This window comes from Streptomyces sp. NPDC004609 (genome assembly GCF_042873655.1).
Lineage (GTDB): Bacteria > Actinomycetota > Actinomycetes > Streptomycetales > Streptomycetaceae > Streptomyces.
The window spans coordinates 401,745-414,350 of record NZ_JBIALS010000001.1 but is presented as its reverse complement, the minus strand read 5'-3'; the positions used below and the strand labels follow the sequence as shown (position 1 = coordinate 414,350).

Annotated in this window: 11 protein-coding genes, 1 other RNA gene and 2 pseudogenes; 9 read left to right on the top strand and 5 right to left on the bottom strand. The window is 70.9% G+C overall.

The window, feature by feature from the left end:
• Nucleotides 1-24 precede the first annotated feature (24 nt).
• The 3 genes from ACFYT4_RS01735 to ACFYT4_RS01725 all read left to right on the top strand — a co-directional run bounded on the left by ACFYT4_RS01735 (nucleotide 25) and on the right by ACFYT4_RS01725 (nucleotide 3,482).
• Nucleotides 25-1,197: an ABC transporter permease gene (locus tag ACFYT4_RS01735; protein WP_389264262.1), complete on the top strand. Its 1,173-nt coding sequence runs from the start codon at nucleotides 25-27 to the stop codon at nucleotides 1,195-1,197.
• A gap of 264 nt (nucleotides 1,198-1,461) precedes the next feature.
• Nucleotides 1,462-2,115 (top strand): response regulator transcription factor, encoded by a 654-nt coding sequence (locus ACFYT4_RS01730; RefSeq protein WP_389264186.1) that lies wholly within the window; start codon nucleotides 1,462-1,464, stop codon nucleotides 2,113-2,115.
• Nucleotides 2,116-2,183: 68 nt separating this feature from the next.
• The gene (locus tag ACFYT4_RS01725) at nucleotides 2,184-3,482 is read left to right on the top strand and encodes an ATP-binding protein (protein WP_389264184.1); all 1,299 of its coding nucleotides are present in this window, start codon (nucleotides 2,184-2,186) and stop codon (nucleotides 3,480-3,482) included.
• A 232-nt stretch (nucleotides 3,483-3,714) separates the two neighbouring features.
• Here ACFYT4_RS01725 and ACFYT4_RS01720 read toward each other — a convergent pair.
• From ACFYT4_RS01720 to ACFYT4_RS01710, 3 genes and pseudogenes are all read right to left on the bottom strand, one after another.
• A pseudogene (locus ACFYT4_RS01720) lies at nucleotides 3,715-4,076 on the bottom strand (hypothetical protein).
• A gap of 16 nt (nucleotides 4,077-4,092) precedes the next feature.
• On the bottom strand, nucleotides 4,093-5,076 hold the full coding sequence (locus ACFYT4_RS01715; RefSeq protein ID WP_389264261.1) for a transcriptional regulator: 984 nt from the start codon (nucleotides 5,074-5,076) through the stop codon (nucleotides 4,093-4,095).
• 141 nt (nucleotides 5,077-5,217) lie between these two features.
• A pseudogene (locus ACFYT4_RS01710) lies at nucleotides 5,218-5,346 on the bottom strand (helix-turn-helix domain-containing protein); the annotation flags it as partial.
• A gap of 225 nt (nucleotides 5,347-5,571) precedes the next feature.
• On the opposite strand from ACFYT4_RS01710, the gene tgmA reads away from it, so the two are divergent.
• From tgmA to tgmC, 3 genes are read left to right on the top strand one after another with little or no spacing between them, the layout of a single operon-like run.
• A complete protein-coding gene (gene tgmA, locus ACFYT4_RS01705) occupies nucleotides 5,572-5,832 on the top strand; it encodes a putative ATP-grasp-modified RiPP (protein ID WP_389264182.1) in 261 nt (86 codons plus the stop codon).
• The gene (tgmB, locus tag ACFYT4_RS01700) at nucleotides 5,832-6,797 is read left to right on the top strand and encodes an ATP-grasp ribosomal peptide maturase (RefSeq protein WP_389264180.1); all 966 of its coding nucleotides are present in this window, start codon (nucleotides 5,832-5,834) and stop codon (nucleotides 6,795-6,797) included. The genes tgmA and tgmB overlap by 1 nt, the downstream gene beginning before the upstream one ends.
• Nucleotides 6,794-7,957 (top strand): ATP-grasp peptide maturase system methyltransferase, encoded by a 1,164-nt coding sequence (gene tgmC / locus ACFYT4_RS01695; RefSeq protein ID WP_389264178.1) that lies wholly within the window; start codon nucleotides 6,794-6,796, stop codon nucleotides 7,955-7,957. The genes tgmB and tgmC overlap by 4 nt, the downstream gene beginning before the upstream one ends.
• A gap of 149 nt (nucleotides 7,958-8,106) precedes the next feature.
• On the opposite strand, the gene rnpB is transcribed toward tgmC, so the two are convergent.
• Nucleotides 8,107-8,520: RNase P RNA component class A (gene rnpB / locus ACFYT4_RS01690), an RNA gene on the bottom strand.
• 190 nt (nucleotides 8,521-8,710) lie between these two features.
• On the opposite strand from rnpB, the gene ACFYT4_RS01685 reads away from it, so the two are divergent.
• The gene (locus ACFYT4_RS01685; protein ID WP_389264176.1) at nucleotides 8,711-9,478 is read left to right on the top strand and encodes a MerR family transcriptional regulator; all 768 of its coding nucleotides are present in this window, start codon (nucleotides 8,711-8,713) and stop codon (nucleotides 9,476-9,478) included.
• Nucleotides 9,475-10,164 (top strand): hypothetical protein, encoded by a 690-nt coding sequence (locus tag ACFYT4_RS01680; protein WP_389264175.1) that lies wholly within the window; start codon nucleotides 9,475-9,477, stop codon nucleotides 10,162-10,164. The genes ACFYT4_RS01685 and ACFYT4_RS01680 overlap by 4 nt, the downstream gene beginning before the upstream one ends.
• Before the next feature lie 179 nt (nucleotides 10,165-10,343).
• Here ACFYT4_RS01680 and ACFYT4_RS01675 read toward each other — a convergent pair whose 3' ends face one another.
• The gene (locus tag ACFYT4_RS01675) at nucleotides 10,344-11,831 is read right to left on the bottom strand and encodes an RNB domain-containing ribonuclease (protein WP_389264173.1); all 1,488 of its coding nucleotides are present in this window, start codon (nucleotides 11,829-11,831) and stop codon (nucleotides 10,344-10,346) included.
• 346 nt (nucleotides 11,832-12,177) lie between these two features.
• Here ACFYT4_RS01675 and ACFYT4_RS01670 point away from each other — a divergent pair, with 346 nt between their 5' ends.
• Nucleotides 12,178-12,468, top strand: coding sequence for a hypothetical protein (locus ACFYT4_RS01670; protein WP_389264171.1), 291 nt, complete (start codon nucleotides 12,178-12,180; stop codon nucleotides 12,466-12,468).
• Nucleotides 12,469-12,606: the final 138 nt, after the last annotated feature.

The following is a 12,606-nucleotide window of genomic DNA, read 5'->3' as shown; positions in this document are numbered from 1 at the left end:
CCCCGGCGGCCCAGGCCCGCCCGGATGAAGCCCGCCGATGTGATGCGGGTCGGCGGCTCCGGACTGCGCTCGCGCCCGATGCGGGTGTTCCTGTCGGCGCTCGGCATCGCCATCGGCATCGCCGCCATGGTCGGTGTGGTCGGTATCTCCACCTCCTCCACCGAGGACCTCGACCGCCGGCTCGCGGCCCTGGGCACCAATCTGCTCACGGTCACCCCCGGGCAGGACTTCGGCGGCGGGGGTGCCCATCTGCCGGTCGAGGCGGTCCGGATGATCGGCGCCATACCGGCTGTCGACTCGGTCTCCGCGATCGGCAAGACGGACGCAAAGGTCTATCGCAACGACCACATTCCCCAACAGGAGACCGGTGGTCTCACCGTTTCCGCGGCCCGCGTCGACCTGCCGGAGTCCGTGGGAGCCGAGGTCGTCGACGGCCGCTGGCTCAACAACGCCAACAGCCGCTACCCCTCCGTCGTCCTCGGCCCCAAGGCCGCCGGACAGCTCGGTGTGCACCGGGCCGGACCGGAGGTGAGGGTGTGGCTCGGGGGCCGCTGGTTCACCGTCGTCGGCCTGCTCGCGCCGAACGAACTCGTCCCCGCGCTGGACTCCTCGGCGCTGGTCGGCTGGTCCGCCGCGGAGCGGGAACTGGACTTCGACGGCTATCCGACCACCATCTACACCCGCGCCCGGGAATCGGCCGTCGAAGACGTCCAGGCCGTTCTCGGTGCCACCGCCAACCCCGAGAGCCCCAGCGAGGCCAATGTCTCCCGGCCCTCCGACGCGCTGGCCGCCAAACAGGCCACCGACGACACCCTCAGCGGGCTGCTGCTCGGACTCGGCGGTGTGGCACTGCTGGTGGGCGGTGTGGGAGTGGCCAACACCATGGTCATCTCCGTACTGGAACGCCGCTCCGAGATCGGGCTGCGCCGCTCCCTGGGAGCCACCCGGGGACAGATCCGTACCCAGTTCCTCGCCGAGGCACTGCTGCTGTCCGCTCTCGGCGGTCTCGGCGGTGTCCTGCTGGGCATCGGCGTCACCACCGGGTACGCGGCCTATCAGGGCTGGCCGGCGGTCGTCCCCGCCTGGGCGATGGCCGGCGGCGTCGGCGCCACCCTGGTCATCGGATGCCTGGCGGGCTTCTACCCGGCCGTACGCGCCGCCCGGCTGCCCCCGACGGCCGCGCTGGCCACCACCTGAGACCGCGGTGCCTCCGTCGGCGCCGTCCCCCGCGCCGCAGGGGGCACCGCGTCCCGCCCCTCCCATACGCGCCCCGGCCCGGCGGACGCGAGAACCGGCCGCCGACTCCGGTGACGGCGCCGGTAACCCGGGACCGTACGCCCTCGTACAGGGCCGTCGTGGTCTGTGACCCGTGAGTGACCGCGGCTGCGGCATCCTGGTCGGTGTGATCCGATTCCGCCGCCCGCTCATGCCGGCCGCGGTACGCCGTGCTGGGGGTGAGCCATGAGGGTGCTGGTGGTCGAAGACCATGCCGAGCTCGCGGATTCCGTGGTCAGGGTGCTGCGCAGAGAAGGCATGGCGGTCGACGTCGTCTACGACGGTGAGAGCGCGCTGGAGCGCGCCGCGGTGGTGGACTACGACGTCGTCGTGCTCGACCGGGATCTTCCCGGAGTGCACGGAGATGAGGTCTGCGGGGCCTTGGTGGGCGAGCCGGTCCATGCCCGGGTGCTGATGCTGACGGCGTCGGCGACGATCTCGGACCGCGTGGAGGGACTCGGCTTCGGCGCCGACGACTATCTGCCGAAGCCCTTCGCTTACGCCGAGTTGGTGGCGCGTATCCGCGCGGTCGCCCGCCGCTCCCGCCCGGCGGTGCCACCGGTTCTCGAACACCTCGATCTGAGGGTGGATCCGGCGCGGCGGATCGCCACCCGGGCCGGGGAGCGGCTGCCTCTCACCCCCAAGGAGTTCGCGGTGCTGGAATGCCTGATGGGGGCTCAGGGACGGGTGGTGTCCGCCGAGGAGCTGCTGGAGCGGGTGTGGGACGAGGCGGCCGACCCGTTCACCACGACGGTCAAGGCGACGATGAACCGTCTGCGGTCGAAGCTGGGTTCTCCGCCGGTGATCGAGACCGTCCCCCGTGGCGGGTACCGGATCTGATGGTGTGAGGCGAGATGCCGATACGTCTGCCCGGCCCGGCCCGTGCGGCCCGGTTCCGTCTGCGGGGCTTGTCCCGTCTGGTACCCCGGCGGGTACGCATGCGGCTCACCCTGCTGTACGGGTCGCTCTTCGTCGCGTTCGGCGCCGTCCTGCTGACGATCACCTATCTGCTGGTGAGCAGCCGTAAGGGCAGGGTCATCGTCAGAAACCGCGAGGCCGGGACGGCCCCGGACACCGGCGTCCACGTGTCCACGGGCACCGGGAAACCGGGCGGCACGTTCGACGGCTTCGCCCAGGAGCAGCATCGGCGGGAGATGAGCGCCCGCGCGGCCGAGGTGCAGGATCTGCTGATGGACTCAGGGATCGCGCTGGCGATCATGTCGGTGATGGCGATCGGGCTGGGGTGGCTGGTCGCGGGGCGGGTCCTGCGGCCGTTGCGCACCATGACCTCCGCCATTCAGCGGATCTCCGCGCACAATGTGCATGAGCGGCTGGCCATGAAGGGGCCGGGCGATGAGCTGATGGATCTGGCGGACACGGTCGACGGGCTGCTCGGCCGGCTGGAGGAGTCGCTCGATTCCCACAAGCGGTTCGTGGCCAACGCCGCACATGAGCTGCGTACGCCGCTGACCGTGGAACACGCGCTGCTGGAGGAGGCGCTCATCGACCGCGAGGCCACCGTGGACTCGTTCCGCGCCAATTTCGAGCGGCTGCTGGTGCTCAGCGAGCAGCAGGCGCGGCTCCTGGAGTCGCTGCTGACCCTGTCCAGCAGCGAGCGCGGCCTCGACCACCGGGAGCCGCTGGAGCTGGACGAGCTGGCCGGTCAGCTGGTGCCGGGCTGCCGTCAGGAGGCGGAGCGACGGGGGCTGCGGCTGACGCCGGCGATCGAACCGGCGGGCATCTGGGGTGACAGCGCGCTGGTCGAGCGGCTGCTCGCCAACCTGCTGGACAACGCCATGGGTTACAACGTGCCGGAGGGGTGGGTGGAGGTCACGACCGGTGTCACGGAAGGGCGTGCCGTCGTCCGGGTGGCCAACACCGGCCCCAGGATCCCGCCGGAGCGGGTGAGCCGGTTGCTGGAACCCTTCCAGCGGCTCGGCCGTACCGCCGGTGACGGACACCATGGCCTGGGACTGTCGATCGTGCGATCCATCGCCGCCGCCCATGACGCGGCCCTGAGCGCGTACGCCCGGCCGGAGGGCGGTTTTGTCGTGGAGGTCGCCTTCCCGCTCCGGGCGGCGGACCGGTCCGCCACGCAGCACGGCCGGCACCACCGGCTCCCGGCCCCCGCGACGGCGGCACGCGACACCTCCCCCCTCGGCCGCCTCCGGCGAAGGCGCCGGCCTCGCACGGCCGGACCACGATGACGGGATTCCGGGGTGTCGTGCTCGGCCGTCAGCAGCTCGATGTCCCGTCCTACCTGTCGATTACTGGACCCGACCGCCGGGGCAGCGGGGCCTGGACCACGCCTCCCGAGGGCCATGCGCGCCGCGATCAGCCGGCTGGGCAGGCGGCGGCCGAACCGGTGGTCGTGGGCTCGAACCAGGTAGCCACTACTGACTCTCGGTCGCATCTCCGTGCGACGGAAGGGTTGTTCGTTCAGTCGGTCAGCTCGATGCGCTCGAAGATGTCCGAGTCCGTCTCCTGCTGCCAGGTCGGCAGGTCGGCAGGTCGGCCCAGTCGGCGACATAACCGGGCTTCGGGTCCTTGAAGTGCTTGAACATCTGGGCGGTCCAGCAGATCGCGACGAAGCGGCCCTTCTGTTCGCGAGTGAGCCGCGTGGCGTGCCCTTCGCTGATCTCGATGAAGTCGCGCACCTGTCCGTACACGGCGGCGGCAGCCTTGCGCTCCCACTCGGGCGTCTCGTCCCATGGCGTGACGTAGCTGGGCTTCGGCTCACCGGGGTAATGCCTGGTCACACCGGCGATCCACGCCTCGCGGAAAATCCGACCGTCACTCATGTACGTGTCCCTCTCGTCATGCGGTACGCGAAAGCGCCGCGATTCGGTGATCCAGATCCGAGACTCGGCCATCGGTCATCAGCGGGGCAAGACACCCTCGAAGGCCATCCAGCTTCTTACCGATGAACCCCGAGTTCGACTGGCCGGCCAGACTGATCGCGGTCTCCGCGTAGTGCACGACCTGGTCGACGTCGCGCCGGTGTACCCCGAGCGCGGCGAGGTCGCTCAGTACGGCCGCACGGCGGCGCAGCGACAGAGGTTGGGCGAGGGCTGCGGTGAGGGCGTCTTCAGCGAGGTCGGGGCGGCCGAGCTGGAGGTAGCAGACTCCTCGTTCCTCGGGGAGGCGGGAGCCGTCGAAGCGGATCCAGCCGCCGTTGTGGGAGTGGCCGTCGAGAGAGTGCACCTTCTCGGCTTCGTCGAGCGCCCGGGTGCAGGCGTCGATGTCGCCCATGGCCGCGTACGCCTCGGCCTGGACGGCGGCGACCCAGTGGCGGGTGGACAGTGCGCTGTCGCCCCGTCGGGCGATGCGTGAGGCCACGGCCAGCAGGGGCTGGGCAGCGCGTGCGCGGCGGGCGTACAGCTCGACGTAGGCGTGGCGGGTCATGGCGCAGGCCCAGAGGTCGTCGTCACCACCGGCATGGGCGGCGTTGGCGGCCAGCGTGTAGCACTGGGCGGCATCGGTGTATCGGTTGGCGTCGAAGCAGAGTTCGCCGGCGAGCTGGTAGAGGTCGGCCGTCATCGTGCACAGCCGGGCCCGGTCCGCTTCGGTGCGCACCTCGGCCAAGCCCTTCGTCAGGACGTCGAGTTGCTTGCGGACCGCCGGGAGGACGGTCTGCTTGGAGTCCGAGAGGGTGAAGACCTGCCATAGGCTGCGGTGCAGATCCTCCCCTGTCTCCAGGAGCACCGCCGCCGTGTGTCCTCGGGGGGCCTCGTCCGAACCGGGCAGGGTGGCCAGCGCGCCCGTGACGGCGAGCAGGCCCAGGACATCGCGGCGCTTCATATCGTCATCATCCCCGTGGAGGAGGGGTGGGGTGTCAGGGGGCACGGCCGTTTCGGCCTGCTGTTCATCGACGAGAAGCCCGTCAAGCTCGGAGAGCGTGACTCCTAACAGGCCGGCGATCTTGGGCCGTTGGTGCGGCTGTGGTGTGGCACGACCGCCTTCCCAACGGATCACGGTGGACACAGCCACCGTGAGCACTTCGGCAAATTCCTCCTGAGAGTAACCCTGCGCCGCTCGTCGCTCGGCAAAACGCCTACGCCTGAATGCCATTGGTCTCCCTCACGAAGAGGACCATCCCGGCTCGCAACACCCGGTGCGCGGAAAACGCCTGGGCGATGCGCGGGGTCCGCGCTGGGAGAAGGTAACGGATCGTCGTTCACTGGTCACACGCCACTCGGGGGTTGAAAGACCCTCCGGTCGGCTCCCCGAGGCAGCGATCAGCCCCGCGTCACGTCCGAACTGCGGCCCGCTGCTGCCCCGTCCGAAAGGAGTCTCATGACCACCTCCGTCGTACTCCCCACCCCCACGCGGCCGTGGGGTGCGGGCCGACTCGCGCCCTACCCGACCGTCATCCGCCGGCCCCACGCCACGGTCGCTGTCGACCCCACGACGCAGCTCGGGGTGTTCCGCGACCGCGCCGGCCAGGTGGTCGAGATGGGCAAGCACGGCACCAGTTCCGGCACCGAGACCTCCACGACGACGAACGCGGACTCCCGGAACGACCAGGGTCTCGACCAGGACAGCAACCAGGACTGATGACCACGACCGAGAAGAGGCCGGTTCTCGTGGTCACCGAGGCGGACGACATCACCGCCGACATGGGGATCACCGAGCTCAACCGGTGCGAAGTGCCGGTGGTCCGGTTCAACCCCGCCGACATCGGCGAGGACCTCACGGTCTCGGCTAGGTTCGGCGCCTGCGCGGCCCCTGTGGTCGGGCAGGCGCGCACCCCGTCGCAGACCGCCGACCTGTCACGCGTCCGATCGGTGTACTGGCGCCGTCCGGAGTGGCCGCCGTTTCCCCACCTGTCTCCAGACGACTCCCGATTCGCGGTTGCGCAGGTCCGTTACGGACTCGGAGGTACCCTCTACGCCTTGGACGGCCCGCTCTGGGTCAACCACCCATTGCGCATGGCGGCAGCCGACTACAAGCCCGCTCAGCTCGTTCTCGCCCAGCAGCTCGGCTTCACCGTCCCGCTCACCCTTGTCACCAACGACCCGGTCCAGGCACGTGAGTTCATCCGTGTGCAGGGAGACACGATCTTCAAGACGCTACGGTGGACCCCCTACACACGTGACGGCGTGCCGATGACCGGATGGGCCGACCCCGTCACCGCCGAAGAGATCGACGACAGCGTTCGCGTGACCCCCCATCTGTTCCAGGCCCGCGTGGACAAGGTCGCCGACCTCCGCGTCCTGGTCGTGGGGCGGCACACGTTCGCCGTGCGCATCGACTCCGAGCTGCTGGACTGGCGCAAGAACTACAGCGCCCTGACCTACACCGTCGAACGCCTCCCCGACCTGGTGGACAAAGCCCTGCACTCCTGCCTGGACCGTCTGGAGCTGGTATCAGGAAGCTTCGACCTCGCGGTGGACCGGGCAGGGGACTACTGGTGGCTGGAGTTGAATCCCAACGGGCAGTGGGGGTGGCTGGAGACGGAGACCGGCCTCCCGATGTCCAAGGCCTTCGCCGACCTACTCATGCAAGGAGACAGCCGGTGACCGACTCGGCATCCGAGCGGCGACGCATGGCCGCGCTGCTCACGAGCAGGGGCGTCCTGAAGTCCCCGTGGCTGCGCGGCGCCGTTGAGACCGTGCCACGCGAGCAGTTCCTCCATCCCGGAGTCTTCCTCGATGAGGGGCGGACCTGGCGGCCTGTCACCGTCCTCGGCACCGACCCGGACGAGTGGCTGAAGATCGCCTATAGCGTCGACACTCTTACCACCCAGCTCGACGGCCGCCTCACCGCCGACCAGACCGGCGAACCCGTCGCGGGCATGCCCACGTCGTCCTCGACCGACCCGGCCACCGTGGTCGGCATGATCGAGGCCCTGGATCTCACGGCGGAACACCGTGTCCTGGACATCGGCACGGGCACCGGCTACTCCACGGCCCTGATGTGCCACTACCTCGGCGAGGACAGCGTCACCACCATCGAGGTCGACCCGCAGGTGGCGGCACGCGCCGATGCCGCCCTGGAAACCGTCGGCTACTCGACGTGGACGGTGACGGGCGACGGGCTCCTCGGCCATCCGTACCGGGCGCCGTACGACAGGGTCATCGCCACCTGCGCGGTCCGCCGCATCCCGTACACGTGGGTCAGGCAAACGAAGCCCGGTGGCATCGTCCTCAGCACGATCGGCTCCTGGCCTTGGGGAACCGGTCTGGCGAAGGTCACCGTCGGCGATGACGGTACCGCTGAGGGCACGATCATCGGACGGTCCTCCTTCATACACGCTCGTGCCCAGTCAGTGACGCCCTTGGCCGGCGACCTCTCCGCCCGCACCGCCTACGCGGACAGTGACCGGCCCGCGCTGGTGTCTCCACTCGTCCTGGAGAAGTGGATGCCCGCCTTCCTCGCGCAGCTCGCCGCACCGGGAGCGCAGTTCGTTCGCGCCACCCGCAACGACGGCGCACCGATGCGGTACCTGTTCGACCTTGAGCGGGAGTCGTTCGCCGAGTTCATCGCCGACGGCGAGAGCTGGACCATCCGCCAGGGCGGCTCCGTGGCCCTCTGGGACGACATCGAGCGCGCCCTCGTCGCCTGGCAGGACAACGGCAGTCCAGGTATCGAGGCTGTGCGGCTCCGCGTCACCGACAGATCGCACCTGTACTGGATCGACCGTAGTCCGTTACTGCGCTGGGAGCATCGGCTCACCTGAACCGTCATCCTCCGAGGAAGCCGCCGCCCAGCTCGTAGGAAGCACGACGGACGACGAACCGCTGTCGCAGTGGGCAACCCATCGAGGTTCGCCGATACGCGAAGCACGGTATCTGACCTGTGTCTTTTCTGGTCGGACACCTGAGGCGGCAGACGAGTCGGGCTGTACGCCGGGTTCTGTCACCGGTCGACCTCGCGGTCGGCCGGGAGACGGCCATCCATCTAGGGCCGGTGTTGCCACCGGCCTCGTGCGGTCTACCCGCGGACTCGGGCGGGCAGCCCTCGAACGTCCGCGCAGGGCCTCGGTGTCGTCTGAGGCCCCTCTTGACCTTGCTCCGGGTGGGGTTTACCTAGCTGCCCAGGTCACCCTGGGCACTGGTGGTCTCTTACACCACCGTTTCACCCTTACCGAGGCCCGTACGGATACGGTCCCCGGCGGTCTGTTTTCTGTGGCACTGTCCCGCGGGTCACCCCGGGTGGGCGTTACCCACCACCCTGCCGTGTGGAGCCCGGACGTTCCTCGGGAGGATCCGGGGATCCTCACGCGGCCGTCCGCCCGGCTCGTCTGCCGTGATGACCATGCTACCCGCCGTCGCCGCCCCCGCCGTCCACGGGAGGGCGCGGACCGGGCGGACCCGCCGTGACCGGGCCGGCCGCAGGCCCCGGCGGCCGGACGGGGGCCGCCGCGGGCCGATACCCCTGGCCCGCCCGTCGTTCTTGACCCTGTCGCGACGTCATGGTTTCCACTGGAGTCATGAGGATCGGAGAGGTCGCCGCACTCGCCGGGGTCACCCCGCGCACCGTCCGTCACTACCACCATCTCGGGCTGTTGCCGGAGCCGGAACGGCTGGCCAACGGCTACCGGGACTACGGGCTGCAGCACGCCGTCGTGCTCGCGCGCATCCGGCGGCTGACCGAGCTGGGGCTCGCGCTCGCCGAGGTGCGGGGGGTGCTCGCGGACGACGCGGGGCGGGAGCTGGTCGAGGTGCTGGAGGAGCTGGACGAGGATCTGGCCCGCCAGCAGAACGCGATCGCCGAGCGTCGCGCGCGGCTCGCCGAGCTGATCGGGCAGGCACGCGAGGGCACGCTCCCCGCCGAGGGGCCGGTGTCGCCCGAGCTGGCCGGGCTGCTCGGCGCGCTCGCGCCCAGCAGCTCCCCCATGGCGGCCAAGGACCGCGGCCATCTGGCGCTGATGGACACGGTGCTGGCGCCGGAGGACCGTGAACGGTTCTTCACGGCGCTGCGCCCGATGAGCAGCGACGGCGAGCAGCTGGCGAAGGTGCAGGAACTGTACGAGCGCCTGGACGAACTCGCCGACGCGGATGCCGACGATCCCCGTGTCGGCCCGCTCGCCGATGAATTCGCCGCTTGTATGCCCGACGAGCTGCGGGAGCTGATCGACGGCCGGCCGATGCCGATGGACAGCGGCTTCGGAGAGGCGTTCCTCGCCGACTTCGCTCCCGCCCAAGCCGCTGTCGTACACCGCATGGTCATGGCACTCACCGAGGGGAGACCACGATGAAACACCTGGTGAAAGGGCTCTGGGAGCTGCTCCCGCTGTCCGTGCGGCGGCTCGTCGTCCATGAGGTCCGGGCGCTGTACAGCATCTGGCTGTGGCTGCTCCGCCGCAGGCACGGGATCGGGCCGGGCGAGCACGCGGCGGGGTACACCGCGCCGCAGACGGCCACGATGTGGGCGTGGGTCTTCATCTCACTGGTCGAGACCGTGGCACTCGCGGTGATCATTCCCTGGCCGCTGGTGCACGCGATCACGCTGTACACGAGCCTGTACGGACTCGTCCTGATGGTCGGCATCCAGGCGGCCTGTGTGACCCGGCCCCATGTGGTGGGGGCGGACGGTTCACTGCGGCTGCGCTTCGGCGCACTGTTCGATCTGCGGATACCCGCGGGGGCCGTCACCCGGGTACGGATCGACCGCCGCTTCCCCGAGGGGAGGATGGTCCAGCCGCGTGACGACGGGTCGCTGGAGCTGATCGTCGGCAGCCAGACGACGCTGGCCGTGGAGCTGGCCGAGCCCCTCACCTACGTACGGCCGCTGGGGAGGCGCGGCACCGCGCACACGATCCGCTTCCACGCGGACGATCCGGCGGCGTTGATGGAGGCGCTCACCCGGCGGACGCCCGCCGGATCCGGCCCGGCGGGTTCCGGCCTCGCGAAGTCCGGGCAGGCGGAACCGGAGCCGGCGTAGGGCCGGCCTGCCCGGCCCGGGGACGAACAGGCCGAAGGGACGGGGCAAGGTACGGGGGACGGGTGCGGGACGGGAGGGCCTCGGCGGACGGACGGGGCGGGCGCGGTGCCGAAAGGTCCCACGGACAGGGTCCGTTGCCGAGGGCCGGGAACCCTCGGCAGGAGGGTACGGGCTCCCGGCTACGCGGGCGTGAACAGCACCTTCTCCCCGCCCGGTGCCGCCCGGGTGAGCCGGACCCGCAGCCGCTCCCCGAGCGGCAGCGCCTCGTCCCCGCGGAGCTTCGCCACCACCGCCGGGTCCCGCAACTGGACGGTGCCGACGGCGGGTTCGTCGTCCTTCACATCGACCACGAACCCGTCGAAGACCTCACCGATCCGTCCCGCGAGCAGCGCCGCCTCCACGATGTCGACGCACTCCCGCTCGACTGTATGGGCACGCCGGGCCCCCTCCGCCATCTCCCTGGGAAGGTCCTCCAGCGCGGCGAGCACCCACTCCGGCACCCCCTGGCCCGCGCAGATCGCGGCGCACAGCTCGCCCGTGTAGCGGTCCACCAGCCGCCGCAGAGGCGCGGTGCAGTGGGTGTACTCGTGGGCGACGGCCGCGTGGATCGCGGGTACGGGGAGTTCGCCGCCGGTGAAGACGCTGTAGCCCGCGCCGCGCAGAAGGGTCGTGCACTCCTGGAGGAAGGCCGCGTGACGGCTGTCGTGCGGGTCGAGGGAGCGGATGACATCGGCGTACGAGACATGGTGCGGCCAGTCGATGCCCAGTGCCGTCGCGGACCGCCGCAGCCGTGCGACCGCGCCGTCCGGGGCGGTGGGCAGAGTACGCAGGACACCGGTCCCGGCGGCGGTCATGAGATCGGCGGCCTCCATGCCGGTGAGCAGGGATATCTGGGCGTTCCAGCCCTCGGCGGGGAGGGGGGCGCGGTAGTCGAGGACATAACCGCCGTCCCGGGGGGTGATCTCCTGCTCGGGGACGTCGAGCGAGATCCCGCCGCGTTCGCGCTCCCGTGCCTCGCGCAGCAGCCCGATCTCCTTGAGGAGGGCGAGCGGTTCCTCGGCCGTGCCCGCGTCGATGCGGCGCTGGGCGGTGGCGTAGTCCAGTCTCGCCCGGCTGCGGACGAGAGCACGGCGCAGGTCGGTGGCGACCGTACGGCCCTCGGCGTCGAGGTCGATCCGCCACAGGAGGGCGGGCACGGTCCGGTCGGGCAGCAGGCTCGCGGCGGCCTCGGAGAGCACGGGCGGATGCAGGGGCGTCCGGCTGTCGGGGAAGTAGAGGGTCTGGACGCGGCGGTGGGCCTCGGAGTCGAGCGCGCCGCCGGGCGTGACGAACGCGGCGACATCGGCGATCGCGTAGTGCACGCGGTAGCCGCCGCGGCCGCTGCCCCGTCCGGCTCCGCCGCCGCCCGCGCCTTCGCGACCCGTTCCGCGGCGGGCGAGGTGCATGGCCTGGTCGAGATCGGGGGACAGGGGCGGGTCGATGGTGAAGAGGGGGAGGTCGGTGGCGTCGGCCTCCGGCAGCCGGGGTTCCCGGGCCGCGCGCTCCGCCTCCGCGAGCACGGCGGCGGGGAAGGCGTCCGGGACGCCGAGCTTCGTCCGCAGCTCGCGCAGGGCGGCGCGCAGCGGAGCCTCGGCTGCGCCGGTCGTGTGCATCAGGCGGCGGGGCATGGACCGAGCGTATTTCGGGCCGCGTGCGGGCGCGCGCCGGACGGACGGCGGGCAGTCACGAGTGCGGGTGCAGGTACTGCGGCGAGGGTGCCGCGATGAGGTCACGGGTGCGGGTGCGCAGGGATTGCGGGCGGTGACGGGGGCGAGGGGCGGGACACGGGCGGCGAGGGTACGCCAGAGAGGTTTACGGGCGGGGCGGCGCCGCTGCCTGGGGTTTCGGGGCGGTCAAGGAGCCGACCAGGCACGTTCACTCCTGAGAGTGACTGAAAGTAAGGCCATGGCTACCTAACGTGGAGTTCTGAGGGGTCGCGCGGCGCGGCCCCCTGAGCCAACCGGAGGTATCACCATGCGACGGATCGCCACCCTGCTCGGCACCCTCGCGGCGGCCACGATGCTCGCGGTCGCCGTCCCCCAGTCCGCCCTCGCGGCCCACGGGGACCTGATCATCAATGGCAAGGTGCACCATGATCCCAGCGGCTGTTATTCGAGCGACCGCTGGCCGCTGAGTGTCGAGAACCATACCGATCAGCCCGCCCTCGTCTTCGACGGCCCCGACTGCTCGGGAGGGATCGTCGGCGTCGTGCCACCGGGCGGCTCCACGGTCTCGGAGTTCGGAGGCAGCGTCCTCATCCGCTGACCCCGGGGCACCCCTGATCCGCTTCAGCCGGGCGGGTCGGCAGTGACCCCGTCGGGCCGGGCCGCCCGCACTCCTCCGCGGGCGGCCCGGTGCTCACCGGCGGGCGCGCGGCGGGGCGTACGCTGGCGCGGGGCCGCA